Below are 25,846 nucleotides of genomic sequence, written 5' to 3' on the forward strand. Positions count from 1 at the left end.
ATCTTAGAGCATAGATTGAAAGAGCATAGATTGAAAATGAAGCTACATAAAACTTTAACTGTAATAGCCACCTCTTTGTTTTTTAATACTATTTATGCTGCATCAGATGATGCTTCTGCATGCAATAAGGCGTATGAGCAAATGAACTTTCCTACGGCGTTAAGCTTGGCGAGCAAGGCGATAGATGCCAATAAAAATGACAAGGATGCATTGTTGTGTCAGGGGCGTGTTTATAGCGCGCAGGGTAAATTGGATGATGCGCTTAAATCGTTTCAATTAGCAGAAAAGCAGGCGACTGACGGATTTGATAAAATGATAGTGGCTTTGGTTACCGGGCATGCGTACAAAGATGCGGGCTTGCATGAACAGGCGATTGCAAGCTACGAGCAAAGCTTACAGCAGGCAAAAACCATTAAAAGTAAAGCATTTGAACGAGTGGCCTACCAAAGTGAAGGTAATGTATACCTAAATGCTGGCAAGTATCAACAAGCGCTTGATGCATATATGGCTGGTAATGCACTGGCAGCAAACGATAATGAGCGTGGTGAAAGCTTTGAGTCTATTGCATTAGCTCACCATCGATTAAACCAGCATGATGCAGCGCTGGAGTATCAAATCAAAGCCTTTATGATGCATGAAAAATCGGGTACGTTGGACCAATATGCCCATGCCAGTATTGAGCTAGGCCGCTATTACGCTGCCGCAAAGAATTATGAGCGCGCAGAACGTACCTTGAATAAAATCATCAAGTTTGCAAAAGAGCAGGGCGGTGCCTATTATGAAGCTTATGGTTACTGCATATTAGCGCAAGTAAAGGCCGCAACAGGAGATAGCTCAACAGCGAAAACGTTAATTGATCAAGCTAAAGTGATTGCAAAAAACTCACATGATCAAGCACTTGCTGATGAGATTGAAAAAGAAACTAAGGGCCTGATTTAATATTTCAATAGAAGATTCTTAATCTAATCTCTTAAATTAAGTTTCGTTGCACGTTTTGTCAGGACCAATTTTTTGTAAGGATATCAGCCCAACCCAGACTAAGGTATGTTAGTTAAACTCATGATGAATTGAATGGTCACAGCTAGACAGTCAATTCGTGCAGCGTACATGATGATTTAATGCCTTTAAAACATATATTTGCTACTGGGTATCCTTATGATTATTCTACCAAAATCAGATATTCTATCTTCAGAAATAACCCCTAAAGAGGTGTTTGAAGATAGACGTCGTTTTATCAAGCAAGCTGGTTTGGGTTTGCTTGCCACTTCTGCGCTGGCGCATAGCAATCTGCTGTTGGCAGCCAATACGCCGCACCAAGCCGCTCCTGCTGGCTATTTATCTAAGTCTGCACCAACGCTGCCTAGCTTCACCAAAACGTCTTATGGCAAAGAGGAAAAGCTGACCCCATACGAAGATGTCACGACCTATAATAATTTCTACGAATTTGGTACAAGCAAAAGTGAGCCTGCAGTAAATTCCAAGTTATTTAAGCCGCATCCTTGGACAGTCAGCATTGAGGGTGAGGTTAAGAAAAACAAAACTATAGGTATTGATGAAATTTTAAAACTAGCCCCGCTAGAAGAGCGTATTTACCGTATGCGCTGTGTAGAGGGGTGGTCTATGGTCATTCCTTGGTTAGGTTTCCCGCTTGCGCAGCTCATTAAATGGGCTGAGCCTAATGCCAATGCTAAATATATTGAATTTATCTCGCTTGCCGATTCACAACAAATGTCGGGGGTAAATCTGCCAATATTAGATTGGCCTTATATTGAAGGCTTGCGCATGGATGAAGCCATGAACCCGCTCACGCTGATGGCTGTAGGCTTGTACGGTGAGAAGCTACCTAATCAGAACGGCGCACCGATGCGCTTAGTGGTGCCGTGGAAATATGGCTTTAAAGGCGCCAAGTCTATCGTGAAAATTCGCTTTACAGAAAAAATGCCAATGACCACTTGGATGAAGGCAGGGCCTAGAGAGTATGGGTTTTATGCAAATGTAAATCCGCAGGTAGATCATCCGCGCTGGACACAATCTTCAGAAAAGAGAATCGGGGCGGGATTATTTGCAGGGCGCATTAAAACGCAAATGTTTAATGGATATGCTGAGCAAGTAGGACAGATGTATGCAGGTTTAGATTTACGTAAAAACTTTTAGATTGCAGGCTTAGTAACATGGACATTAAACAATTTCTTCGACGCGTACCAAGTAGAAGCCAAATTAGCTGGATTAAATCCTCCATATTTCTGCTTTGCCTAGTGCCACTCATCCGTTTAGTTTGGCTTGGTATTCATGATGGTTTGGGCGCCAATCCAGTCGAGTTTGTAGAAAGATCAACGGGTTTTTGGGCATTAGTTATTTTACTGGCTACGCTTAGCCTTACCCCTATCCGCTTATTGTGGGGCGTTAGCTGGCAATTGCAGTTTAGGCGTATGGTAGGCTTGATGATGTTTTTTTACGCCAGCCTGCACATCACGGCCTACTTATGGCTGGATTATGGCTTTGATTGGTCGGATATTGCGAAGGATATTATCAAGCATCCTTATGTTTTAGTCGGCGCAACCGCATATCTATTGACCGTGCCATTGGCCGTGACCTCGAACCAATACATGATGCAGGTGTTGCGCCAGCATTGGAAACAACTGCATCTGAGCGTTTATTTAATCGCCACGCTAGGTGTAGTGCACTTCTGGTGGTTGGTGAAGAAAGATGTACGTGAGCCATTGTTTTATGCGCTTGTACTGGCATTGCTGCTGGGGGTTCGTTTGTTTTACAAGTTACGCCAGATGAAGTCAAAGCTAGACAAGGCGCGGAAAATTAAACTTTCCGCCGTGATTTAAAACATGATTTAAAACGAGATAAAAAAACTCTGTAAGCTTTTACGGTTTGTGCCGACTAAACCATACCAACAATGTCGAGGATAAACCCAATGTATAAAAACAACCTGATTAACCGTAGTTACATGCTTTATGCCAGTGCAATTGGCCACCTAAACCAACTTTCTGCCAGCGTACCATCCTTATTTTTACGCCTGATACTTGCCTATGAGTTTGGGGAAGCTGGGTTTGAAAAACTGCATGGCACCAATTGGTTTGTTGACGTCACGTTTCCTTTTCCGTTTAGCCTGATTCCTCCAGAACTCAATTGGCAAATCGCAACTTATTTTGAAATATTGGGTGCGGCTGCGCTGCTGTTAGGCATTGCGACCAGATTCTTTTCAGTTTCACTCATGGTGCTAACCATTGTTGCCATTGCAACCGTGCACTGGCCTGTGCAGTGGATGAGCTTAGATGATTTGTGGACAGGCTATCGCATTGTTGATGAAGCGGGGGATGGCTTTGGTAACTATAAATTACCACTGCTTTATATAGTGATGTTCTCACCCTTGCTGTTTGGCGGTGCCGGTAAGTTGAGCTTAGATTATTTGATTAGACAAAAATGGTTTAATCGATAGCCCTAAAACTAAGGCATACCTAAAATACTGCAAATGAAGTGGCTAGTCTGGTTTAGTAAGAGATTTGCCCAGATAAATACCAGCCAGATTGATTGGCTTTGTTTGCAATGTTGCCTAGATCTAAGTAAGCAGCGGTTAGTGATATGTTTTTAACTGGAAACCAAGCTAAAAATATATCATGGGCATTTTGCTCTTTATATACACCTAAGTTATCAGGTTTGTAACGATATTCAGTACCCAGCAGTAACTGGTCTGTCAGCATGACGGCAACAGAGGCTGCTGGCTGTATTTGATAGTGATCGCGATTGTCGCCACCAAAACCTAAAAAGCCAAACTGATTGGCTTTTGTTGCCTGTAGCGTACCGTTCAGTAGTAGGTTTCTGCCAAAGATGGCATCTAAATACAGCTTGGTTGCGGATAAGTACAGATCCACGCCGGTTTGATGTTTAGCGCCAAGGGCTTTAGGTATGTAATTAAAGTCTTCATTGTGTTTGATTTGAGCGCCTATCGCTACTTGCGGCAGCCATTTGTCTTGATCATAGACAGCATCGCCAAATAAGCGCAACTTTACGCCCAATGTATCCACGCGAATACTTTCACCTGGAACAGTGTCGCTCAGCCCTAACTTTTGCTGGCTTAAAGAAACTTCTAGGCGATTATATAAGCCGATACTTACGCCACCTGAGCTTATCTCAAAATCACCACTTGTTTTTGCTTCGGTATAAAAGGCAGATCCGCCTATTTGTTTATCGGTACCATAACCTGATATTAAAGCCCAAGGAGTTAGTCCACCACCACCAGCGCCCTCTATTTGCATGACACCGCCCGTTGCTAATAAACGGTCACCTGCCAATAGGGTATCGGTATAACTGAGTGCGGAGATTGCAACAATGTTCAACGACCAAGTAATGAGTTGCTTTCTGGAGGAGGGCGGTAACAACACATTTGTCTTTCTTAGTATGATTTAAAAGGTAATAACAAAGCTAATTACATGGATTAATCATAGCGCTTATATTAAAGTAATGATACATAAAAACAGAGATTGAACTCATGAATAAAACTGTCTTGATGACTTTAATGCTGCTGCTCTCCTCTTGTGCGCAAGTGCAACCCTCAAAGCAGTCTGACAATCAATCTTCCTTATTTGAGCGTATTGGTGGCTTGCCTGTGTTAACCCTTGTCGTGTCTGAAACGATAGATACGTCTGCGTCTGACCCTAAACTTAAACGTTCGTTCGATGGTGTCAAATTAGCTACATTAAAGCAAAGCGTTGTCGATCAGTTATGTGTTTTGACTGGCGGAAATTGCGTCTATGAAGGGGAAACCATGAAAAACTCTCATCGCGATCTTAAGGTCACTAGTGCAGAGTTTGAGTTGTTCGTAGAAACGTTTAGAACTTCCTTAAATAAGCATGTGGGTGTTAAGGAAAAAAATGAGCTATTAAAAATACTGGCTCCGATGAAGCGTGATATTGTTACCGATTAATAATTAAATTATAAAAATTATATAAAGCCAACTTATGAAGCATGCTGCCCTTAGTTTATTTCTTTTAGCAACATCATTTCAATCGCATGCTGCAGACCTTACGGTTCAAGTGAATGACCAAGCCGGTAACCCGCTGAGCAACGCTGTGGTTTATTTAGAGACAGATGTGAAACCTAGCCATAACGCATTGAGTGAAGCTAATATTGAACAAAAAAATAAGCAGTTCTGGCCCTTTGTAAGCGTTGTTCAAGTTGGCACCAGTATAAACTTCCCTAATAAAGACTCAGTCAGACACCATGTTTACTCATTTTCACCTGCTAAAGTCTTTGAGTTAAAGCTTTACTCCGGCGTTCCGGCAAAGCCGGTGGTGTTCGATAAGCCAGGCACGGTGATACTAGGGTGTAATATTCATGACAATATGCTTGCCTATATACATATTGTAGAGACGCCATATTTTGGTAAAAGCGACGTGAAGGGTATCGTCAAACTGACGGATTTACCTAGCGGCCAACATACGTTAAAAGCCTGGCACTACGCTACGGTTAAAGAAAACTTTATTACTGAACAAAAAATAACTATAAAAAACAATGAAACGATTTCATTGAAGCTTGAAACCCATAACTAATTACTTTCACAGCTAACACATGCAATTCAAAAGTTTAAAAAGCCGAATCTCCGTTATCTTCTTATCACTTATATTGGTGATTCAAGTTTTAAGCTCTATCGCCATTAAATTAAGTATTGATAAAAATGCACGGCGCTCAGTAAACCAACAGTTAGAGGTGGGGGAGCGTGTATTTTTAAACCTACTACAAAACAATGGCGAGAGTTTAAGTGTGGGTGCTCGTATATTAGCGGCCGATTTTGGTTTTAAGGCTGCAATTGCGAGTAATGACCACGAAACCATCCTTTCAGCACTGATCAACCACCAGTCGAGAATCAATGCGGATATCGCAATTTTTTACTCCCCTAACCAAAATAGTTTGGTGATCTCAGAAAACCTGTCAGAAAATGAAGTGAGTGAAAAAATAGCAGAAGTCATTTATACGGCACAAAGCGACACGCAAAAAAATAACTTTACTATCTTCAAAAATCAACCATACCAGCTGGTTGCAGTGCCAGTGAAAGCCCCACTCACCATAGGCTGGGTTGTGATGGGCTTTAAAATCAATAACAGTTTGGCAAATACATTACATAAGCTGAGCAACCTGGAAGTTACTTTTATTAGCCAGGCTGGAAAAAATCCATGGCACTCCACCGCCAGTACCATGAGTGTTAGCGCCAGTGAACAGATTGTTAAATATACAACAGAGCGTCACGCTTTTAATAAGTCCAATAATTTAGAGCTCACTATCGGCGATGTTGCTTTTGGTACGCGGTATGTCTCTATATTTAAAAATATTAATGAATCACTCTATGTAGTTTTACAGCGATCTATCGATGAAGCTACGGCACCTTTTCAGACCTTACTACTTAACTTCCTCATTTTAAGTATTGTTGGCATGCTCATTTTTATCGTCAGTATTTTGTATGTTTCACGTATTGTGGCGCAGCCGATTGTAGAGCTTGCTAATACTGCGAGAAAGCTAGAGCAGGGGGATTACACCTTCAATGTTGATGTTTCCAGAAAAGATGAGCTGGGTAAGCTAAGTAGTGCTTTCAGTAGCATGCGTACCGCAATTGCTGATAGAGAAAGAAGCATTACCAGATTGGCTTACTGGGATGAGATGACGGGCTTGCCTAACCGCGCATCTTTTATGAAAGAGCTTAACATTGCTATCAACAAGTCAGAAATCAACCATGAGCCTCTTTCTGTTTTGGTGATGAATCTCGATCGATTTAAGCAAATTAACAACGTGCTCGGACATGACTTTGGTAATCAACTATTGCATGCGGTGTCGATTCGTATTTCACAAGTGTTTCGTAAAGATAATGATGTGGTGGCGAGAACTTCTGGAGATGAGTTTGCTGTGCTCTTGCCGGCGACAGATGCCAGCCTTGCAGTCAATATTGCGCAAAAGCTTTTACAGGCTTTTGAGAAACCAATTCAGTTAGAAGACAATTTTGTTGATATTAGCGCTGGTATTGGCATAGCAAGTTACCCGGTTCATGGTAACCAAATAGAACAGTTGCTGAACTTTGCTGAGGTTGCCATGCAGGTTTCCAAGGCTCAAAAATCTGGGCCGGTGGTGTTTCAACCGAGCTTTGATGTGGGAAGTAACGTAAATTTGACTTTGGTTTCTGAACTTAAAAAATCAATATATAACAATGAGTTGTCTGTTTTTGTTCAACCTAAAGTTAATCTGCAAAGCAGGGCGGTGAGGTCAGTTGAAGCGTTGATTAGATGGAAGCATCCAACTAGAGGAATGATTTTTCCTGACCAATTTATTCCGTTTGCAGAACAGACCGGATTAATTCGAGATGTGACGCTTTGGATGATTGCCGAGGCTGCTAAAGTGAGCGTAGCATGGCTGCAAAAAGGGATGTCAATCCCAATTGCCGTGAACATTTCCGCACGAGATTTAATTGACTCAGACTTTCCCAATAAGGTAGCTGAAATACTCAAAGCTACTGGTTCAAACACCTCGCTTATCTCACTAGAGGTGACTGAGAGCAGCATCATGGATGACCCACATCGTGCCAAGCAGACCTTGCTGCATTTGTCTGAAATGGGCATTAAGCTTGCCATTGATGATTTTGGTACAGGCTACTCATCATTATCATATTTAAAAGAGCTACCAGTGAGCGAGCTTAAAATTGATAAGTCATTCGTTATGCATATAGAGGCTAGTCAGAACGATAGGATTATTGTCAATTCAACGATTGAACTAGCGCACAACATGGGCTTGCATGTAGTGGCCGAAGGAGTTGAAAACATTGATGCATGGAAGTCCTTGCAAGAAATGGGTTGCGACTATGGTCAGGGTTATTATATGTCTAGGCCTATTCCGATCAGTGATTTTGAAACTTGGTACCAGCAGTGGGCTTAATTGCCACTGAACCCACTATCTTTCCTAAAACATAACAGCCGCAAAGCTTTTATTAAAGTTGAAATGAATACTGTTAATTCATTTCATTAATAGACAGTAAATAAAAATTTTGATACTTTATGACCCGTTTATTTAGCTTACCAAAATCCGCCATGACAGACGAAAATCAAGAACAGCGTCTCAGAAAAATTCTTTTTAACAGTTTAGATGCTTTTGTTGGAGTTGATCATAATGGGCTCGTTACAGAGTGGAACCAGCAAGCCGCTAATATTTTTGGCTGGAGTTATGATGAGGCGATAGGTCATAACCTTGATGAAATGATTATTCCTGAAAGGTTTAGAGATGCGCATCGGCAAGGAATGCTGCGCGCTCTGGAGAGTGGTCATGCTGAGCTATTGAGCCGCCGTATTCAGCTGGAAGCTAAAAGAAAAACGGGTGAGGAGTTTCCAGTTGAAATGGCTGTTACTTATATTTTGAATGCAGGCTCTTATGAGTTTTATGCATTTATACAGGATATTTCAAATCGCAAAGTTGAAGAGCAAAAGCTGCGTTCTTTGGCTTCTAACGACACACTTACTGGGATAAGAAATCGCTCTTACTTTAATGCAAACTTGCCAGAGGCGATGGCAAGAAGTAAACGTAGTGATAAGAACCTAGCTTTGATGTATCTAGATATAGATCATTTTAAATCTATTAATGATTCTTTAGGACACGAGGCAGGAGATTCTCTTTTAAAAGAGTTTGCAACTAGGCTGAAAGCGACATTGCGCGAAGCTGATATTGTGTCACGTCTAGGTGGTGATGAGTTTACTGTCATTATTGAGGGTATTGCTACTTTAGATGATGTAAGTAAAGTGGCAACTAATATTATTAACGAGCTAAATCGAGGTAATTGGTTAGATACTCCTAATTTTAAGATTACTTCAAGTATTGGTATTGCCATTTATGATGGGCGTGTAATCGATGCTGACAAGCTTGTGGCGCTCGCTGACAAGGCAATGTACAAAGCAAAACACTCAGGACGTAATAATTTTAAAATATTGAGATTTGATGATATAGAGGTCACCGTTGAAGGTAAATCTCATCTTAAATCTCTTGAAAGTTTCATCAACACTCAGCACCTTTTGAGTATTCAAAAAGAAGCGGGCAGTAATTTTTTACAAAGCACTTTAGCTACTTTGCGTCGCCACCTAGATATGGATGTAGCATTTATTTCTCACATTCACGACGGTGTTCGTGAGTTCATGTTTGTTGATTCAAAAGATCTCAATCCACCGATTGCTGTTGGTGATAGTGGTTCTTTGGATGATAGTTATTGCCAAAGAGTAATTGACGGGCGTTTGCCTGAAATCATTAATGATGCTTTTGAGCTACCAGAAGCCATGAGTATGGATGTCACTACTTTAGTGCCCGTTCGTGCACACATGAGTGTACCTATTAGGCTGAGTAACGGAAAACTTTACGGTACCTTCTGTTGTTTTAGCTACACATCAGACCAAACGCTTAATGAGCGTGACATTTCAATTATGCATGTCTTTGCAGATCTAATTGCTCAGCACTTGTAGGGTGAAATAGTCTGGATCGTAGCACATAAGGTATTTACTCCCTTAATGTGCAAATTAAGTGCCCATGTGTTATTTAACATAATATACATTATACGAAATAAATAATTAGCATATTTCTGCGTGGTTGATGTGCTTCTTCTAGATTTCATTTATATGATGTCTATCAATTCAATTAATGAGTCTTGGTTTTACCATGCTTACTTCAGCATTAGTTTAACTGTTACTAATGCGTAGTCTGTGGATGTTAGTAATTCAGATTTATTAACTCCATCTTTAGCGCGTAAAGCTAACCCATGCACAAAAGTCATGTAGTACTCGGCTAATGTTTGAGGATTGGCGGAGCTGATTAGTTGACCATCTGCGACTGCTTGTTGAAATCTAACTTCTATAGCTCTCTTGTAGTTGGTTCTGAGGTTTTTCAGATTGCTCATGTGTTCACTATGCTCAGGGGAGCAATTATTTGCCGCAGTCATAATCAGGCAGCTGCATGGGTTGTTTGAGCTCGTGAATATTTCCACATTGCTGTATAGCGAACTCCTAATTGCATCATAAATAGATGAATGGTCGTTTAAAGCTTTTAGCGGCCCTGCTTTTAGTATTTCAGCATATAGATTTACCACTTCATTAAAAAGCTTATCTTTATTGCCAAAAGCTGCGTATACGCTGGGTGCTTTGGTGCCAATGACATTAATGATATCCGTCATTGTTGTGCCTTCGTAGCCTTTTTCCCAAAAGATTAGCATTGCTTTATTAAGCGCATCGTCTCTATCAAATGTTCTTGGGCGTCCTACAGATGCCATGTCAATTCCTTATAAAAATACCGATAAATTAATTATGTAAATTGAGTTACATAATTTAGGTAATAATATAATATACATTACATTATTTTTTGTTGCAACTAACTTATTGAATTTAATAGATTTATATTTTTGTGTTAAAAACTAGTTTTGGTGTTAGTGATAACTAACTTAAAAGACTGGTAAGTTTAATAATTGACGTACAGCGTGCATATCGCAGTGCTGCGGGCAGATTAAATAGAGCTAATTTATAGCAACTGCCCTACTTTTACATTTAAATCTGTTTGATATTACTGCGTAGTTTCAGCCTGTAAGAACAGGCTCTAGATGATTGATAAATCGAGATGACGTGCGTGGGATGTCTGGTTAAAACGGTGCTAGTTAGTTTGATCTGTTGCGTACAGGATGCTGTGATGTGTAAATGACAATGCCTAATACCTATGCTGCCATGTGATTAAGAGCAATATGATGTGTGATGAAAAAGTGATTAGGTGGCACCGGGAGTTTGATGCCACCTATTTGTAATGCGAATATTTAAAATGCGTGATTCAGTATTCGTATATTGAGATGTAGGAATCTAATACCCAAGTTATTGTTGGGGAGATTGTCTGTTTGATTTTTTTATAAAGCTTTAGAAAGCTACTAGTGTGCAAAAAGTTATTTTCTGACATATGAGATTCTCCTAAGGCTTGTTGATTAAATTGACTGTAAATTCATCCCTTTAAATGTTCTTAGTACTAAATCAATTAGAGTTTACCCATTGCATATTTGAACAGTGTATACGCAATCCACATAAAGCCAATAGAGGTAATGACAAAACTTACTGCGCTGAAAACTTTCCATTTGGTTTTATCCCAAAAGTTGGTATCAAATGCAGCTATGGTGAAAATTGTAGGATTAGTAAAGCCGCCAATTGCGATACACCAGCAAGCGACCACAGGAAGCTCAACGCCTGCACCATAAAAGCCCAATCCAAATAGCGCCATCAATGCATAATCAACGTGTGCCCTTATCAGGGTTTTGTAGTCCACAACAAAGGCATCAACTCTTTTAATTGGAAACCATTTAGCAAAGGTCATTAACCATGCAGATGTTATTAATGCGGTAATGCACGCTACGGATCCGACTAGTAATACTTCCATTTTTTTCTCCTAAATTAATATTGAAGTGCAAATAAATAATACAGACAGGTCTGTTCATTTGCAACTAAAATTTACAGTTTTTGTATTAATATATGAGAAGTATTGTTAGTGAAAAAAGTGACAATAGTTAATGCTTGGCGATGGCTAAATGATGACTAAAATTTTTAAATTATCTTAACTTTTAAGGTGGATGCTAGCTACATTCTGAATAGAAGTAGCAACATATGCCATTCAGATTATGTTGTAGAGGTCACTTTGCATTAGACGTACACTATTTGGTAACTAATCAATGACGTACCTTTTAAATGACGTATCTTTAGTAATACTTGCTTGCCAGTGACTGTTGAAACATCACTAGTTACCAGCGATTGAAACTACCATAAAAAACAACAGGCTTAATACAATCTCGATAACAACTGCAGGTAAGATGCCCTTGCTAGCAGATCCTCTAAAAAACTCATATAAGCCCAAAAGTGCCAGCATGACACAGGTGGTAATGAGTCCATAGATGAGTGCATTTAGCGTTGCTGAGGGCTCTGCATTTCTAGCTAAAAAGAATATCGTTGCTATACCTGCATAAAGGGCGGCGGCTCGCCTGCCAATCAATCCGGTAGATACTGAGTAATCCACACCCCATGCAGAGAGAAATTTTGTTGGGGCAAACATCCATACAGCAGCCAATATTACAAATGCGCCGGCGGTTATCATGGCAAGCAAATAAAAGGATAAGTGCATGGTGTTCCTTATGCGTTAACCCGCAATTTTTTCAAGAATGTCTAACTTCATCTCTTGGCGAATGCCCTTGTCCATCATTGCAGCAGGGGCGAATCTTCTCAATAAGCTTAATCGACAAGCTAACTTTCCCGCAGCATAACGTACTTTTGGGTGTTTCGCTTCGGCTGCTTTTAATACTACTTTAGCCACCATTTTGGGATCATCGCCACCCTCTACAGCTAGTTTCAAGATTTTCGATAGCGATTTTCTTGCAATGGCATACTCTTCTATCTTGCTATCTAGTTCTGGAGCGTTTGCCTCAAAGTTAGTTTTTGTATAGGCAGGTTCAATCACAGAAACGCGGATGCCCCTAGTACGTAGTTCATGGTCTAACGACTCTGAATATCCTTCAACAGCATGTTTGGTCGCTGCGTAGGCCGCCATGTAAGGTGCTGGTATCAAACCAAGAACGGAGCCTATATTGATTATTCTGCCTTTCCCCTGCTTGCGCATATAAGGTACAACAGCTTTAATGACACGTACAACGCCAAAGAAATTAGTATCAAAAATCTGTTGGATTTGTGACATTGAGCTTTCTTCGGCACCTCCAGCAGCTACGCCGAAACCTGCGTTATTCACAACAAGATCAATGCGTCCTTCCTTATCAATCACCGCCTTTAAAGCCGCCTGTATTGATTCTTCACTATTCACATCTAAGGTAATTATTTTGAATGGGTAACGGCTAGATTTTCCGACATTTCTGCTGGTGCCATAAACTGTATACCCAGCGCTTGTTAGTAACTCCGCTGTGGCCTCGCCTATTCCTGATGATGCTCCTGTTACAATCGCAACTTTACTTTTCATGATATTTCTCCTGTGCTCATATTAAAATTGATTAACTTTCTTTTAAATTAACTTAACAACTACCTTGCCTTTGGCGCGACCTTGTTCCAAATAAGCCAGAGCCTTTAGGGTTTGTTCAAATGGAAATACTTTGTCTATGACAGGCTGAATGTGCCCTGTATCTATAATCTTGCTTATTTCTGCCAACTGCTGACCGTCTGGGTGAACAAAAAGGAATGAATATTCAATATTGCGTTTTTTAGCCAGCCTAATGATTTTGCTACTGATTAAGCCGAAGACCAGTTTCATCAAAAAGCTCATACCTCTTTTGCGAGCAAAAGCTGCGTCTGGAGGGCCAATTAAAGACACTACACTGCTGTTTGGTTTTAGAATTTGAAGAGATTTTTCAATCTCGTTTCCTCTTACTGTTCCCAGCACAGCATCGTAACCATGCAGCAACTTCTCGAAAGCCTGCGTTTTGTAATCAATGATTTCATCAGCTCCTAGCTTTGTAACTAAACCTATATTTGTGCTACTTGTAGTAGTTGCCACTTTTGCGCCCAGGTATTTTGCGAGTTGAATCGCAAATGTTCCAATACCACCAGAGCCTGCAGGGATAAATACCTTGTCTCCAGATTTGATGCGTGCACGTTCTTTGAGTGCTTGCCAAGAGGTAAGCCCAACCATAGGGATAGAGGCTGCTTGCACAAAGTCTAATTTTTCTGGTTTTAGTGCGGCGGCGCTTTCTGGTACAACAGCATATTCAGCGAGTGATCCTGTGCCTAAATCAAAAATGCTGGCATATACCGCGTCACCTGGCTTAAATCGTGTCACATGGCTTCCCACTTCTTGCACCACGCCAGCAAGGTCGCTACCCATGGTTGCTGGGAGTTCAAACTTAAGTATTGGTTTGAATGTGCCTTTGGGAATCATGATGTCAATCGGGTTGAGGCCGACTGCGTGTACATGAACCAGTATTTCGTTGGGTTGAATTGTGGGGCGAGGAATATCAGCAAATGCAAGTTGGTTCGATTTTCCGTAACGCTCTAAGATAAGTGCCTTCATTGCATTGTCCTTATGTGATTGCTTGTTGCATAAAATATGATGATCATCATATTTTTGATTAAAAAAATGCCGAATGCCATGCTTTTTAAAAAAATTAATTACGCTTAAGGTTGTAATGTTTAAGTGCAGCTTGTTGGAAGGCCGCAGAAAGCTCAGGGTCGTCTACTGCACGCGCCAACATTAAGGTACCTACCATCGTTGATATCATTAGAAGCGTCTCTTCATGGGCATTTGACTGCTCATTATCAGACAACTCATTTTCAATGAGGGTAATCATTTCCTTAATTCGTTGAGTAGAAACAGCTCTCACTTCAGGTGCTTGTCTATGCATTTCAGAACCAAGCGCGGCGAATGAGCATCCCATCTCTATATTGGCCACATGCTCATTCGATAAATAAGCATTGATCAGTGCCCATAGGCGCTGTTCTTTTGGGGTGTTAGCGAATACCTGTTCTATGATTTCAATCGTCTTTGCACCTGCATGGTTTGCCGCTTCGGCTAACATGTCGTCCCTAGAGGAAAAGTGCGCATAAAAACCTCCATGCGTAAGGCCGGCCTCTTTCATAATGTCGGCAACACCCGTGCCACTATAACCACTTCTGCGAATTGCTTTGGCTGCAGTTTCTACAATACGTGCGTGAGTAATCTCTTTACGTGAGGAGTTATCATTGTTGGTAGTAATTTTCTTCATGATGACCATCATATATGATGGTCATCATGCTATCAAGCATATTATGATGAATTAAAGCCAAAAATACAGCATTTAGATTAAAAGTTTTAACTTGAAGGAATGATTTAACTTAAGCCAACATACCTAATGTTAACGATTATAGGTGATACTTTTGAACGGATTGAGTGGCTTTTTAGCAAGAGTACTTACCAAGTAGCTTGATTGCAAAGCCACTACTTCCGTATGATTTATAATCAATTGTTATATCAACCGCGTTTCAATCTAAAGGCGATCAAGTTTAGCGATATTAGATTAGGGATGTAGGTAGCAACTAGCATAAGTAAGCCTAGGCTTAGGTAAAGCCAGCGTATTTTATAGTCGCTAACAAAGCTGGCGGCTGGTTTTTGCCCCTGAACAAACTCGTAGAATGTTGGAGTGTCTGCACCCTTGATATAGCTTGCGTTGATATCTCCAGATAGTTTCTTGAGATATTCATCTTCTAGTTGAGATAAGAATCTATCGTACTCAGCAAATGCAACTGGCGGGTCAGGCTCATCTTGGCTAGGGTCTGAATAAGTCACGCTGACGGCGCCGGAGTTATTATTCTCACTGATTGGCCAGTACCCTACTCTTTTATTGTTTGAGTTAAATCTAGGCACGCCAGTTTTCGTGGTTGTACCTACGCCGACAAACGCTAGGTTTTTTCCTAGTTGAATCCCACTTAAATCTTGTTGAATAGTGACATTCACCCTTGGTGCTTCGTCACCGTCAGTAAAAAATAGCATTTGTGCAGGCACGTTTAGGGAGTCAAAAACATTGGCTGCTGCGCGTACGCCAAAACTTAAGCGACTATTGCCCTTCCATGCCATGCGCCATTCCAGGTGGTCGATAGAGTCGGTAATAACATCTAGGTTTTTGCAGACCTCTAATGGGTTAAGCAGCAATGCAACATTGTCTGAAGCAAAGATGCCAACGCTAAAGTAGGTGCCGCATGGCGATGTTTTTACGATGTTTTTCATCAGATACCGCGTATAGGCTAACCGGCTGACCGCTTGATTGTTGATTTTCTCATCTTCCGCGTTCATGCTCTGCGATACGTCTGCCACCAGCAAGTAATTATGTACTTGCTGCTTTAATTGTATGGTGGGCATCCATAGCGCCAGCGCCATTAACCCAACGGCTGATAGGTATAACAGTGTTTCGTAGTGGCTTTTAATCAATAGCATTAACTTATTCATGGCAGACCTATCGGTAAATTACTTAATTCCATGGTTGATTGTTCTTTAGGGGCAGCCTTCATGTTCTTCGCCATCATTGAGTTGAGCAGGCTTAGATTAAATTTGGCTGACATATCGTTTGGTTCTAGACGTAGTGACTGCTCATAAGCGATTTTTGCTTGTGTATAGGCGTGCCTTGCTTCATCTTGAAGTGTGCCATCTTCATTAATACGGCGAATTAAGCCGAAAACGAACAGATTGTTACCAATATTAAAATGAATCTTGGCCTGGTTTTCTATAGACGGTGACTGGTCTAATAATTGGCTGTAAGTCTGTACCGCATGTTTATAATCTGATTTATTGCCTTGATCATAAGCAGCTGTGTATTTCTGCAAGTAAGGATAGCTATCATCCGTAATGACCTTGCCAGCAGTGATTTGCTTGTTAAGCGTTGAAAGCGTGTGGTATTGATAAGCCTCGTAACTTGCCCCCACTAGGCCTATCGCCACCAATATAGTGAATGCTATATTGCGATTTTTAATGTGTTTTGCCATTAATGTATCCTAAGGTTTTTAATCAATAAAATTAAAAGACTCAGTACCATTGCTATCATAATCAGGTTGTTAGCATAATCATGGCCTGGAATAATAACGCTGTACTGGATCATGTTTTTTTCTTTAGCATTGATTTCGCGCAGTGCAGACTCTAGCGTTGTCGGGTTGTCCGCCTCAAATGCTTTATATTTGATATTAAGTGACTTGAAAAAACGATCCAGATTGATAGCGTCTGGCGCTTGTTCGTCACTGTAATTAGCACCATTAAAGATGCTGATGTCATCTGGCTCACGCAGCACAATCCAATAAAGATTGATTTTCTTGCCGGTCAGTTGCTGGGATATTTTATATTTCACTCGTGGGCTTAATTTACCTGCACCATCTGACAGCAAAATCACTGCGCGTGAACCAGAGCTTTGAATATTGTCGAATAAAGTCACACCCTGAGTAATACCTGCACCAATATTGGTTTGGTTGAGCGCGGGGCCAGTCGCAGCTTTAATCGCAGCATGAATAGCATCACGATTAGCGGTGATTTTCATGCCATATAGCGCGGAGTTGGTGAAGCCCACCACGCCCATCATGTCGTCTGGACGTGAGTCAATAAAGTCGGTAATTAAACGCCGTGCAGCCATAGATTTTATTTCAGCGGCGCGACCACCCGTAGCCTGGCCTGCAAAGGGGTGATCCATACTCACGCTTCTATCAATTACTAATACAGTTTGTGCGCCCTTGCCTATCTTTTGCTCTTGTTTGCTCTCCCCTTGTGGTGACGCTAAGGCCAAAACAATGCAAATGATCAGTAGTGATATGGTTGCTTTCAGCAGGAGGTTTGCAATTTCAGAGTGTTTGTCTGCCGGCACCATCTCAATCCATGAGTAAAATTGGCCTTGATGACTTTTTAAAATAAAGGGAATGGCGGCTAACGGCAATAGCAGCAATGCCCAGGGTTGTAATAGAGTCATTTATGCGCCTCTCTCACAATCTCTTAAGCGCTTACTTAATTTAAGCAATTCGCCAATGCGTTGTTCTGAATAGACGGCGTTGTTCGTAAATAACAGTGCGTTTGACTGCTCAAAAAAAGCACAAATCTCAGCTTTTAATTGAGAAAAATGCGGGTTGTTTTTAATAAATGGCTCAATATCATCCGCAAAAAGATTAGAGCCGTGTGCTTTGTTAAATGCCTGGTGAATGGATACAGAGGCTACTTTTAAACCATCTAATGATTTAGGTGCTTTTTTTACACGGCGATGAGCCTGTGCGAATGCGCCATTCATCCATGGTAGCCAGTGCCCATCTGCATTAATGTAGAACAGACCTAATAATCCTAGCGTGAGCATGGTTAAGAATACGCCAAGCTTGGTTTGGTGTGATGTTAGGTTAACAGGTTCTGGCTGACGTTGCGGATACATCAGTTTTTTGGCGTTTTCTATATTTTCCGGCACTAAGGCCGCGTACCAAAACGTCCAGGCTGGAATTTCTGCCGCCAGGCTGCTGCCCTCTCCGTTAAATTTCAACAGCTCTTTTGGTAATTGCATGCGTGCTGGTTTGCTCGCTGTAGCAAAAACTTGATAAGAAAAATTGATGGTGTAGCTATTTTTGTCTCCAGACTTAGATGCTTGCAGCGTAACGTCTTTTAGTTCTATACCATCTGCGCTGCGCCCTTTTGTCGGCAGATCACTCTTGGATAAAGTGTAAGCTTGGTTTACCTCTAGTGTTATGTGGCGCTGTAACACATCACCTATCTGCACGCCGCTGTTAAATTGTGGGTTTTGAATGCTAAGCAGCCTCACATTAGGGGTTTGAGCTGATGCGATAGATGCATAAGAAACAGCATAAGACGCGATACCGAGTAATAACAGGAATTTAATAATGAGTGTTTTCATAATGACTTAATTTTCTAACTCGATAGTTGTTCAAAGTATCGTGACAATAAATCCGGCTCAAACTTGTCACCCAAATAAATGGCTTGATAGTCAAATCTGGAGAATAAAGTTTCCAGTGCCTGTTTGCGCGCCTCAAATGCTGCGATAAATTGATCTCGCACCGACTCGCGGAAGAATATGGTTTTTTGTAGCCCGGTTTCAGGGTCTATCATGTTGCCAAATCCAAACTTAGGTAGTTTTTGGTATTCGCGTGCGTCCCACAGTACGATGGGTACGATGTGGTGAATGGACATTGCACTCAGCGTTTGCTCCACCATTTCTAGCGGCATATGAAAATCAGAAATCCAGAACACCAAGCCTTTATGCTGACTCAAGTATTGTGGTACTTCTAAAATACCTTCACAGCCGGCTCGCATGGTGTGGATGTTTGATAGTTGCTCTATGGTTTCAAACGATTGCTGCACGTTGTGATTGAGGTTGTGTGAAATATCCTCTATCACCGTTTGGCTGTAGCAAATCAAGCTGAATAAGTCGCCTGCTTCATGTGCAGAATAAGCAATAGAAGCAGCAACTTCTTTGGCGACATCTAGCTTACGCACCGCGCCTTTAAATTGCATGGAGCTAGAAACGTCGCAGATGGCAAAGATAGGCGTGGTGTTATCCTGATTGAACACCCTTACCTGTACTTGTTCGTAAGGGTCTCTTAGGGTCTGGCGCATGTCCATCCGTCTAGGGTCAGGGTAATCAATGAGCGACACGTTACCCTTAAATTCAAACCCTAATCCGCGTTGTGTGCCCCTATGGCCGCCATAGTGGATGCTGTTGGATTTCCACGGGATCTGGTAGTGGAATGGCTTTGCGTATGCGGGAATCATGCAGCTTTTGCCTGAGATGGCACGGCAACCGTTGCCAATATTTGTGAAGTTAACTCACGCGCAAGCACCGTTCTACGGTTTTCATACATGGTATTGAACACCAAGCGATGGGCAATCAATTCATGGAAAACGGCATGGATATCTTCAGGATATAAACTATCTCTGTTCATCAGCCAGGCATTTACACGTGCGGCTTTTAGTAGCATACCCATGCCACGTGGGCTAGCGCCAGTATGGATAAGTCTATTGACGTCTACGCTATCAAGCTTGATACCAAATTTATCTGGGTTTTGTGTGGATTCCCATAAGTCTAATGCGTACTCTTCTAATACATTGCTGGATTTGATATGGCTTTGGAGTACATCGGAGAAAGCATTGAGCTGGTCAAACTGGAGCACATTCGGTTCAACTTGTTTAGTTAAGCTTTCAGCATGCTGAAACTTCACATCAAACATTAAGGCTTTACGTAGCTCTCTGTCATCAGGAATATTGATTGGAATTTCCATCATGAAGCGATCTCTTGCAGCTGAAGGAATTTCAAACGTTTCGTTTTTCTCAACTTGGTTTCTGTCTGCAAACACCACCATATGTGGCAAACGGTATTCTTGTTTAAATGCTGTGATATGTCGTTCTGCCATGACGCGTAGCATCAAAGCATGTACCTGTGGTCTAGCTCGGTTGATTTCGTTAAAGAAGAACACTGATAAATTCTCGCCGGCTTTTAACAGCGGACCTTCATCAATTTTTGGTTTGCCGTCTTCACCTAGATACGTGTGGTAAATCAAATCGTTTGGCATTAAATCCACGGTGCCTTCTATCCGCTCGTAATCACCACCGATACATCTGGCGATAGATTGTAGCAGCGTGGTTTTACCAACGCCTACGCCGCCCTCCAGTAAAACGTGACCACGTGCAAAGATGGCGATATTCATCAAGTGAATGGCTTTGTTCTGCCCCACAATAACTTTTTTTACCTCGCTTTCCAGTTTTAATGCATGAGCGCGCCAATCGGCTAAATTTGTGTCAAAATTTGTAATCTGCATAATAATCCTATGTAAAATAATGTTTTAGGTGGAGCTCGGTATTGCATTTTGTAATACGCTGAGTTAATATTCAGACAGGTCTGTTCACTTTTTTATAGTCTACTTTAAGCTTTCTGAAAAATGCAAGACATTTTTTGAGGTGATTAATTTTGAGCCAGTTGCGTAATTTATATGTGGGAAGTCTAGGTATGTGGAAGTCGCGTGAGTTGCTTTCTTTCTCTTCCCTTAAAAGTCGAGTGCAGCGTATTCGCGCCACAGATGCAGCAGTCGTTAAGTTGCCTAAAACACTCAGTGCTTGGAACAATGAGCGCATCGCTCAGCGCACCACAAGTGCGGGTAATGCGCATTTGTCGCTTGATGAAATTAATATGGTGAGAACATTGATTGAGGATGCAATTAGTCGCTCAACAATAAAAAATCACGCTGTATTTATCGATCAATTGTTCTTTTTGACGATTGGTGCCATACAGATTGAATCGCAGACACATTCTAGCGATGCCTGGAAGTTGCTTAACAAAACCATAGGCACGCATTTAAAACCAAAGAATGACCGCCAATTATTAGCGATAGGCATGTTAGTAACGGTGTTGATACTTGGTATGAGTGCGATGCAAATGAGCAATAAAAAAGGCCATGCTAGCCCGGCACAATCGCAAGGCTCATTTATTGAGGCATCTGCAAGCACGGCAGATCCGGTGACAATCAGCATGCTTCAACTGGCGTATGACAAGATGAAAAGTGGTACTTGCCAGTTACCACAGGCCGCCATGTTGCCAGAAAGTCAGCGGCAGGCATTTCTAGCCTTTGTGAACAAAGGCACGATTGATGTGAATAACGTGGAAAACCTAAGGCAGGCGTTCGGCTATGTGAGCTGTTTGTACCCGCAAGAGTTAATGCGACCACTCATAACTGCGTTGTAATTGATTGAATAGTAATAATAAAACTTTGAATAGGTTTTGATAAAAGGAACGACATGAAAACCAATGAAAAAATATTAACCGTAGCCACTATGCTATTTGATAGTAGAGGCATACAGGCTTCAGGTGTTGATACTATCATTGCCGAATCTGGCGTAGCCAAGGCTACGCTATATAAGCACTTTCCAAGCAAAAATCATTTGGTTATGGCTTACCTTAGAAGTAAATCTGATAAGTTTTACGAATGGTTAAACTCGCGCCTGGTGTCTAACAAGGCTAACTCCATCGATATTCTTATATCGTTGTGCGAGTTGGTTGAAACCTGGATTACCACTCCTGAGTTTCACGGGTTGCCTTTCCATATTGCCTCCGTAGAGTTTCCTAGCCCTGAGCATCCAATCAACCAATACTCAGCGGTGCTGGCAGCAGAGCTGCAAGACTATCTGGCTAAGATTGCAAAAACTGCCGGTGCGCGTGACGCTGTTGCACTTGGTCAGCAACTCACCATTATCTTTGAAGGTGCTGCGCTGGTAGAAAGATTAAACCCTGGTTCAGGTGCCGCCAGCCGAGCCAAAAGTGCTGCCATTGCACTGATTAACAGCTCCATATAACCGTTACCCCTGCCCTGAATTAACGACTTTGGGGTGTTGTTAATTGCTTTGATGTATGTAGTCTTGTACTTTTTTGCTAGTTTTTATGCCAATTCTGACCAGAATTGTGAATATAGAGTGCTAATGATGGTTGATGGCTTAAAAATGTGTGCTAGGATGTAATCTCTCTGCAAGCCTTATGAATCGTGGCTTTGGAGGCTCTTAACCATATTTTTAGGAATTTATATGAACAAATCTGAATTAGTCGCAAAAGTAGCGGCTGAAGCTGGCGTAACACAAGCTGACACAAATCGCGTATTAGATGCCATCATCAATACGGTTGGTGAAGCATTAAAAGCTGGAGACAACGTAGCGCTTGTTGGCTTTGGTACATTCCAAGTAACTAAAAAAGCTGCTCGTTCTGGCCGTAACCCTTCTACTGGCGCAACCATTCAAATTGCTGCACGCAATGCGCCTGTATTCAAAGCTGGTAAAACACTTAAAGATAAAGTTAACTAAGAACTTATCTACCGTCCAAGGTAGATGCTATTAGTTAAGCCATGCTTAAATATCCCACAGTGCAAGGTACTCTTGCTGTGGGAATATCTTAGAATTAACCTCCGCAATACCTTTAAATTCATTACCCTTACTCACTACCTTTATTTAACTCAGTAGCTTTAAACTCACTGCTGCTTGTGTCAAAAGCTACATCAGGCCGATGTCGTTTTAAATAGGTACATCGAAAGCACCTCACTAAACTTCACCTAGTATCGGGTGCATGATAGCAACGATTGATGATCTACCCCCGATTGTTCATGGTAAAGCCGTACTTGTGAAAGCGGAACAGTACTTACCTATTTCAGCCACGAGTAACACACCAAACATACTGATTTAACCCACGGATTGCACCTATGGATTTATTGCTTAATTTATTACATCAATACGGCTTGCTGATAGTGTTCTTGAATGTACTTCTGGAACAGATTGGCCTGCCCTTGCCTGCTTACCCTACAGTGTTGATCGCAAGTGCTATTAGCGTTAGCAATGGAACCTCCCTAGCAAGCTTGATGCTGGTTGCCGTGATTGGCGCACTACTTGCCGATATGTTCTGGTATGTTGCCGGACGCCGTTACGGTAAAAAAGTGATGAGTAAGCTGTGCAAAATCTCGCTATCGCCAGACTCATGCGTAAAACAAACCGAGTCGATGTATCTTAAGATTGGGCCGTCAGCGTTGTTGTTTTGCAAGTTTGTGCCGGGCTTTGCTTCTATTTCCAGTGCGCTGGCTGGGGCATTAGGCACTAAAACAATTACTTTTATTGTGCTTGACGGCATAGGTGCAGCGATATGGGTAGGCTCAGCCGTGTTGCTGGGTTCCATGTTTAGCGCTTCGATTGACCAGCTACTGCTTACGCTGGTAGAAATGGGTAAATGGGGTGCGTTAATCATTGCCTTAGCGTTTACGCTGTTTATTGTGAATAAATGGTGGGAGCGCTATCGCTTTCTTAAAGCGTTAAGAATGGCGCGCATTAGTGTAGATGCGTTAAATGAATTGTTGGTAAGCGGTAAGCAGCCTGTAATTATTGATACTAGGCCGCCAAATCTAATAGAAGATGGGTGGATTCCTAGTGCTAGATTTGTTACTACCGACCAGGTGAAGGACATTTTGCCTGAAATAGACATTAGTGAAGATATCGTTTTATATTGCGCCTGCCCAAATGAAGTGACTGCCGCTAAAGTAGCCAAGGCGTTTATGAATCATGGTTATTTCAATGTGCGGCCGCTCGCTGGCGGCATAGATGCATGGGTGGCGTCAGGGTTTGATGTACATAAGCCTGCTGATGGTGGGCAAAACTAGCAGGCCGCCTGCACCATCTTGTGGGCTCTTAGCAGTGCTAGCTTCTGGCACGGCGTCCTGACTTAAGACTCGCTGCATGTGGTGGCCGCCGCCACCGTGTGGTCATGCATGACAATTTTCGACACGAAGATAATCGCCAATATATTCAGTAATACTGCGATATAGCCTGCACTTTCGTAGCCGCTAAACGTACCGCTGGCGTTTTGTGTGACGATGAATCCACCCAGCGTGGTCGATAAGCCCATCGCTAGCGATTGTACTGTGGAGTTAAGTAACATAAAGGTGCCGCGCAACTTGGGTTGTGCCGCAGAAATAATCACTGTCATGGCCGGAATCATACGCCCGGAAACTAACACGAAAAAAGCCGTGGTATAGAGCAGCCAAGCCCATAAAGGCACTGGCCCTGACTGGGTAATGCAGATGATGGGGAAAACCGCCGCCAGCGCCACCAGCCTATACACCAGCACTTTCCCTGATTTATCAGTCCATCGCCCAATCAGCCGTGCCGTAATCAGCGTTGCGGCGCCACCTGCAAGGTAAATCAAGGGGATGTCATGCTGTGAAATCTCTACGTTGTTGACGGCATATACTGTCAAATAAGGGATGACGGTAAAGCTGGAAAAAATGATCAGCGCAGAAAACAGGAGTGCCCGTATATGATTGGTATCGCGCAACACGGCAAGCATGGGCGCAAATGGATGGCTGCGCTTAATGCTTAAATGGTGATCTATGGTGGGTAGCAAACGCTGAGCAATCAATACAAATATTGCCGTGACGACTGCAATCAAGAAGAATGGTGAACGCCAAACGTAGTGTGTAGCAATCCACAATGAAAGCGGAACTCCCGCCACAGTAGAGATGGAGAATGCCGTGGAAATGATGCCATTGGCTTTACCACGACGTGTAAACGGGATAATGTCGCCCACCATGGTTTGAACCATCGCTCCCATGATGCCGCCAAAGACGCCGGCTAATCCACGAAACACAAGCAAGGCGGCATAGCTCGAGGCTAACCCGCAGGCTACAGTAGCGATGCCGAAGCAAATAGACATCGCTACTAGGAGTTGTTTGCGTTCAAATCTATCAATAAACGCTGCACCTAATAGCCCAGACAGCGCAGAGCTAAAGCTATAGGCGGCAACCAATAAGCCAAACTCGTGCGTATTAATGCTAAATTCTTTCATGATCATTGGGCCTAAAGGCATCATGATCATGAAGTCTAGGATATGAGTAAACTGAATGCCAGCAAGCGTCAGTAATACGCTGCGTTCATTGTGGACGGGAGTTACTGTTGGCATAGGTCAATCATGGTCGTTGTGTAGTGCTTGTCAGTTGACCTGTTTGGTAATCGGTAATCGCTTGTAAAATTTCGTCTTGCGTATTCATGACAAAAGGTCCGTATTGGGCAATTGGTTCATGCAATGGCTTGGCCGCTACCAGTAAGAAAGCTGCTGGCTGATTTAGTGCGTTAATTACTACAAAGTCTCCATCAGTAAGTTCACCTGCTACTTGGGGCATAAGTTGGTTTTGGCGTGTGTCTTCGCCGATGCTCACCCTGCCCTCGTATGCGTAGATGAAGGCTGTGTGCCCTGCTGGAATTGCATGTGCAAATGTCGCCCCGGCCGGTAAGTGTATATCCCAAAACAGTGGTGCTGTTGTGCCGCCTTGAATGGGGCCAGACAATCCTTGACCTTCCATTTCTAACTTGCCAGCAACGGCTCTTACTTTTCCACCACTCTTTAAATGTACTTCAGGAATTTCTTCTGGGCAAATATCTTTGTATGCCGTTGGCTTCATTTTTTCTTTGGCTGGTAAATTTAGCCATAACTGAAAGCCGTGCATGCGGCCACTTTCTTGCTGCGGAATTTCCGAGTGTATGATGCCTCGCCCCGCTGCCATCCACTGTGCGCCGCCACTTTTTAACTCGCCTTGATTGCCAAGGTGGTCTTTGTGCAGCATGTAACCTTCTAGCATGTAGGTTACCGTTTCAAACCCACGGTGAGGATGGTCTGGAAAGCCTGCAATGTAGTCGTCAGGGTTGTTTGATGAAAACTCATCCAGCATCAAAAATGGATCAAGGCGAAAAGATGATGCCTTGCCTATGCTGCGGCTCAACCTTACCCCTGCACCGTCCGTGGTGGGGATGGCGGTAATTAATTGCTGCAATGTGCGTGTTTTCATCAAAA

At 42.3% G+C, this 25,846-nt stretch carries 27 protein-coding genes; 12 read left to right on the plus strand and 15 right to left on the minus strand.

The features are described 5' to 3' along the window. Positions 1-36: 36 nt before the first annotated feature. The 4 genes from MMOL_RS05525 (at position 37) to MMOL_RS05540 (ending at position 3,451) form a co-directional block, all read left to right on the plus strand. Positions 37-939 (plus strand): tetratricopeptide repeat protein, encoded by a 903-nt coding sequence (locus MMOL_RS05525; protein ID WP_238524399.1) that lies wholly within the window; start codon positions 37-39, stop codon positions 937-939. A gap of 216 nt (positions 940-1,155) precedes the next feature. After that, positions 1,156-2,154, plus strand: a complete 999-nt coding sequence (gene msrP, locus MMOL_RS05530) for a protein-methionine-sulfoxide reductase catalytic subunit MsrP (RefSeq protein ID WP_015832031.1) — start codon at positions 1,156-1,158, stop codon at positions 2,152-2,154. Positions 2,155-2,171: 17 nt separating this feature from the next. After that, a complete protein-coding gene (locus tag MMOL_RS05535) occupies positions 2,172-2,837 on the plus strand; it encodes a protein-methionine-sulfoxide reductase heme-binding subunit MsrQ (protein WP_015832032.1) in 666 nt (221 codons plus the stop codon). 89 nt (positions 2,838-2,926) lie between these two features. Continuing rightward, the gene (locus MMOL_RS05540) at positions 2,927-3,451 is read left to right on the plus strand and encodes an HvfX family Cu-binding RiPP maturation protein (RefSeq protein WP_015832033.1); all 525 of its coding nucleotides are present in this window, start codon (positions 2,927-2,929) and stop codon (positions 3,449-3,451) included. A gap of 52 nt (positions 3,452-3,503) precedes the next feature. Here the strand turns inward: MMOL_RS05540 and MMOL_RS05545 are convergent, their stop codons facing one another. Beyond that, complete coding sequence (locus MMOL_RS05545; RefSeq protein WP_420794744.1) at positions 3,504-4,361, minus strand: DUF3034 family protein; 858 nt, start codon at positions 4,359-4,361, stop codon at positions 3,504-3,506. 140 nt (positions 4,362-4,501) lie between these two features. Here MMOL_RS05545 and MMOL_RS05550 point away from each other — a divergent pair, with 140 nt between their 5' ends. The 4 genes from MMOL_RS05550 to MMOL_RS11915 all read left to right on the plus strand — a co-directional run bounded on the left by MMOL_RS05550 (position 4,502) and on the right by MMOL_RS11915 (position 9,491). Next, on the plus strand, positions 4,502-4,936 hold the full coding sequence (locus MMOL_RS05550; RefSeq protein ID WP_015832035.1) for a group I truncated hemoglobin: 435 nt from the start codon (positions 4,502-4,504) through the stop codon (positions 4,934-4,936). 34 nt (positions 4,937-4,970) lie between these two features. Next, entirely contained in the window at positions 4,971-5,561 is a 591-nt protein-coding gene (locus tag MMOL_RS05555; protein WP_015832036.1) for a methylamine utilization protein, read from the plus strand. 19 nt (positions 5,562-5,580) lie between these two features. Next, positions 5,581-7,926, plus strand: coding sequence for a bifunctional diguanylate cyclase/phosphodiesterase (locus tag MMOL_RS05560; protein WP_015832037.1), 2,346 nt, complete (start codon positions 5,581-5,583; stop codon positions 7,924-7,926). A gap of 119 nt (positions 7,927-8,045) precedes the next feature. Then, complete coding sequence (locus MMOL_RS11915) at positions 8,046-9,491, plus strand: sensor domain-containing protein (RefSeq protein WP_015832038.1); 1,446 nt, start codon at positions 8,046-8,048, stop codon at positions 9,489-9,491. A gap of 197 nt (positions 9,492-9,688) precedes the next feature. On the opposite strand, the gene MMOL_RS05570 is transcribed toward MMOL_RS11915, so the two are convergent. The 12 genes from MMOL_RS05570 to MMOL_RS05625 form a co-directional block, all read right to left on the minus strand. Continuing rightward, positions 9,689-10,291, minus strand: coding sequence for a TetR/AcrR family transcriptional regulator (locus MMOL_RS05570; protein WP_015832039.1), 603 nt, complete (start codon positions 10,289-10,291; stop codon positions 9,689-9,691). A 743-nt stretch (positions 10,292-11,034) separates the two neighbouring features. After that, complete coding sequence (locus tag MMOL_RS05575) at positions 11,035-11,430, minus strand: hypothetical protein (protein WP_015832040.1); 396 nt, start codon at positions 11,428-11,430, stop codon at positions 11,035-11,037. Between the two features lie 354 nt (positions 11,431-11,784). Next, positions 11,785-12,165, minus strand: coding sequence for a hypothetical protein (locus MMOL_RS05580; protein WP_015832041.1), 381 nt, complete (start codon positions 12,163-12,165; stop codon positions 11,785-11,787). Positions 12,166-12,180: 15 nt separating this feature from the next. Further along, positions 12,181-13,008, minus strand: a complete 828-nt coding sequence (locus MMOL_RS05585) for an oxidoreductase (protein ID WP_015832042.1) — start codon at positions 13,006-13,008, stop codon at positions 12,181-12,183. A gap of 42 nt (positions 13,009-13,050) precedes the next feature. Next, positions 13,051-14,052, minus strand: a complete 1,002-nt coding sequence (locus MMOL_RS05590; RefSeq protein WP_015832043.1) for an NADP-dependent oxidoreductase — start codon at positions 14,050-14,052, stop codon at positions 13,051-13,053. A 94-nt stretch (positions 14,053-14,146) separates the two neighbouring features. Then, the gene (locus MMOL_RS05595; protein ID WP_238524401.1) at positions 14,147-14,743 is read right to left on the minus strand and encodes a TetR/AcrR family transcriptional regulator; all 597 of its coding nucleotides are present in this window, start codon (positions 14,741-14,743) and stop codon (positions 14,147-14,149) included. Between the two features lie 245 nt (positions 14,744-14,988). Continuing rightward, positions 14,989-15,960 carry a VWA domain-containing protein gene (locus MMOL_RS05600; protein WP_015832045.1) on the minus strand — a complete coding sequence of 324 codons (972 nt, stop codon included), beginning with the start codon at positions 15,958-15,960 and terminating at the stop codon, positions 14,989-14,991. After that, positions 15,957-16,493, minus strand: coding sequence for a hypothetical protein (locus tag MMOL_RS05605; RefSeq protein WP_015832046.1), 537 nt, complete (start codon positions 16,491-16,493; stop codon positions 15,957-15,959). Before MMOL_RS05605 ends, MMOL_RS05600 begins: the two co-directional genes overlap by 4 nt. Further along, the gene (locus MMOL_RS05610) at positions 16,493-17,458 is read right to left on the minus strand and encodes a vWA domain-containing protein (RefSeq protein ID WP_015832047.1); all 966 of its coding nucleotides are present in this window, start codon (positions 17,456-17,458) and stop codon (positions 16,493-16,495) included. The genes MMOL_RS05605 and MMOL_RS05610 overlap by 1 nt, the downstream gene beginning before the upstream one ends. After that, positions 17,459-18,379 (minus strand): hypothetical protein, encoded by a 921-nt coding sequence (locus MMOL_RS05615; RefSeq protein ID WP_015832048.1) that lies wholly within the window; start codon positions 18,377-18,379, stop codon positions 17,459-17,461. A gap of 14 nt (positions 18,380-18,393) precedes the next feature. Next, complete coding sequence (locus MMOL_RS05620; protein ID WP_015832049.1) at positions 18,394-19,254, minus strand: DUF58 domain-containing protein; 861 nt, start codon at positions 19,252-19,254, stop codon at positions 18,394-18,396. Continuing rightward, a complete protein-coding gene (locus tag MMOL_RS05625; protein ID WP_015832050.1) occupies positions 19,251-20,297 on the minus strand; it encodes an AAA family ATPase in 1,047 nt (348 codons plus the stop codon). Before MMOL_RS05625 ends, MMOL_RS05620 begins: the two co-directional genes overlap by 4 nt. A gap of 188 nt (positions 20,298-20,485) precedes the next feature. On the opposite strand from MMOL_RS05625, the gene MMOL_RS05630 reads away from it, so the two are divergent. From MMOL_RS05630 to MMOL_RS05645, 4 genes are all read left to right on the plus strand, one after another. Further along, a complete protein-coding gene (locus tag MMOL_RS05630; protein WP_015832051.1) occupies positions 20,486-21,217 on the plus strand; it encodes a hypothetical protein in 732 nt (243 codons plus the stop codon). A gap of 53 nt (positions 21,218-21,270) precedes the next feature. Continuing rightward, on the plus strand, positions 21,271-21,825 hold the full coding sequence (locus MMOL_RS05635) for a TetR/AcrR family transcriptional regulator (protein WP_015832052.1): 555 nt from the start codon (positions 21,271-21,273) through the stop codon (positions 21,823-21,825). A gap of 225 nt (positions 21,826-22,050) precedes the next feature. Beyond that, positions 22,051-22,323 carry an HU family DNA-binding protein gene (locus MMOL_RS05640; RefSeq protein ID WP_015832053.1) on the plus strand — a complete coding sequence of 91 codons (273 nt, stop codon included), beginning with the start codon at positions 22,051-22,053 and terminating at the stop codon, positions 22,321-22,323. A gap of 392 nt (positions 22,324-22,715) precedes the next feature. Further along, positions 22,716-23,660: a DedA family protein/thiosulfate sulfurtransferase GlpE gene (locus MMOL_RS05645; RefSeq protein WP_015832055.1), complete on the plus strand. Its 945-nt coding sequence runs from the start codon at positions 22,716-22,718 to the stop codon at positions 23,658-23,660. Between the two features lie 62 nt (positions 23,661-23,722). On the opposite strand, the gene MMOL_RS05650 is transcribed toward MMOL_RS05645, so the two are convergent. Both MMOL_RS05650 and MMOL_RS05655 read right to left on the minus strand, forming a co-directional pair. After that, positions 23,723-24,958: an MFS transporter gene (locus tag MMOL_RS05650; protein ID WP_015832056.1), complete on the minus strand. Its 1,236-nt coding sequence runs from the start codon at positions 24,956-24,958 to the stop codon at positions 23,723-23,725. Positions 24,959-24,965: 7 nt separating this feature from the next. After that, a complete protein-coding gene (locus MMOL_RS05655; RefSeq protein WP_015832057.1) occupies positions 24,966-25,841 on the minus strand; it encodes a pirin family protein in 876 nt (291 codons plus the stop codon). Positions 25,842-25,846: the final 5 nt, after the last annotated feature.

This window comes from Methylotenera mobilis JLW8, assembly GCF_000023705.1.
GTDB lineage: Bacteria > Pseudomonadota > Gammaproteobacteria > Burkholderiales > Methylophilaceae > Methylotenera > Methylotenera mobilis.

Bases quoted from the DNA above. Each gene is read 5' to 3' on its own strand.
- MMOL_RS05610 (WP_015832047.1), bottom strand. From the start codon at position 17,458: ATGACTCTATTACAACCCTGGGCATTGCTGCTATTGCCGTTAGCCGCC.
- MMOL_RS05635 (WP_015832052.1), top strand. From the start codon at position 21,271: ATGAAAACCAATGAAAAAATATTAACCGTAGCCACTATGCTATTTGAT.
- MMOL_RS11915 (WP_015832038.1), top strand. From the start codon at position 8,046: ATGACCCGTTTATTTAGCTTACCAAAATCCGCCATGACAGACGAAAAT.
- MMOL_RS05540 (WP_015832033.1), top strand. From the start codon at position 2,927: ATGTATAAAAACAACCTGATTAACCGTAGTTACATGCTTTATGCCAGT.
- MMOL_RS05585 (WP_015832042.1), bottom strand. From the start codon at position 13,008: ATGAAAAGTAAAGTTGCGATTGTAACAGGAGCATCATCAGGAATAGGC.
- MMOL_RS05645 (WP_015832055.1), top strand. From the start codon at position 22,716: ATGGATTTATTGCTTAATTTATTACATCAATACGGCTTGCTGATAGTG.
- MMOL_RS05560 (WP_015832037.1), top strand. From the start codon at position 5,581: ATGCAATTCAAAAGTTTAAAAAGCCGAATCTCCGTTATCTTCTTATCA.
- MMOL_RS05575 (WP_015832040.1), bottom strand. From the start codon at position 11,430: ATGGAAGTATTACTAGTCGGATCCGTAGCGTGCATTACCGCATTAATA.
- MMOL_RS05655 (WP_015832057.1), bottom strand. From the start codon at position 25,841: ATGAAAACACGCACATTGCAGCAATTAATTACCGCCATCCCCACCACG.
- MMOL_RS05570 (WP_015832039.1), bottom strand. From the start codon at position 10,291: ATGGCATCTGTAGGACGCCCAAGAACATTTGATAGAGACGATGCGCTT.
- MMOL_RS05580 (WP_015832041.1), bottom strand. From the start codon at position 12,165: ATGCACTTATCCTTTTATTTGCTTGCCATGATAACCGCCGGCGCATTT.
- MMOL_RS05535 (WP_015832032.1), top strand. From the start codon at position 2,172: ATGGACATTAAACAATTTCTTCGACGCGTACCAAGTAGAAGCCAAATT.
- MMOL_RS05620 (WP_015832049.1), bottom strand. From the start codon at position 19,254: ATGATTCCCGCATACGCAAAGCCATTCCACTACCAGATCCCGTGGAAA.
- MMOL_RS05640 (WP_015832053.1), top strand. From the start codon at position 22,051: ATGAACAAATCTGAATTAGTCGCAAAAGTAGCGGCTGAAGCTGGCGTA.
- MMOL_RS05600 (WP_015832045.1), bottom strand. From the start codon at position 15,960: ATGAATAAGTTAATGCTATTGATTAAAAGCCACTACGAAACACTGTTA.
- MMOL_RS05650 (WP_015832056.1), bottom strand. From the start codon at position 24,958: ATGCCAACAGTAACTCCCGTCCACAATGAACGCAGCGTATTACTGACG.
- MMOL_RS05630 (WP_015832051.1), top strand. From the start codon at position 20,486: ATGTGGAAGTCGCGTGAGTTGCTTTCTTTCTCTTCCCTTAAAAGTCGA.
- msrP (WP_015832031.1), top strand. From the start codon at position 1,156: ATGATTATTCTACCAAAATCAGATATTCTATCTTCAGAAATAACCCCT.
- MMOL_RS05525 (WP_238524399.1), top strand. From the start codon at position 37: ATGAAGCTACATAAAACTTTAACTGTAATAGCCACCTCTTTGTTTTTT.
- MMOL_RS05590 (WP_015832043.1), bottom strand. From the start codon at position 14,052: ATGAAGGCACTTATCTTAGAGCGTTACGGAAAATCGAACCAACTTGCA.
- MMOL_RS05625 (WP_015832050.1), bottom strand. From the start codon at position 20,297: ATGCAGATTACAAATTTTGACACAAATTTAGCCGATTGGCGCGCTCAT.
- MMOL_RS05615 (WP_015832048.1), bottom strand. From the start codon at position 18,379: ATGAAAACACTCATTATTAAATTCCTGTTATTACTCGGTATCGCGTCT.
- MMOL_RS05550 (WP_015832035.1), top strand. From the start codon at position 4,502: ATGAATAAAACTGTCTTGATGACTTTAATGCTGCTGCTCTCCTCTTGT.
- MMOL_RS05555 (WP_015832036.1), top strand. From the start codon at position 4,971: ATGAAGCATGCTGCCCTTAGTTTATTTCTTTTAGCAACATCATTTCAA.
- MMOL_RS05605 (WP_015832046.1), bottom strand. From the start codon at position 16,493: ATGGCAAAACACATTAAAAATCGCAATATAGCATTCACTATATTGGTG.
- MMOL_RS05595 (WP_238524401.1), bottom strand. From the start codon at position 14,743: ATGAAGAAAATTACTACCAACAATGATAACTCCTCACGTAAAGAGATT.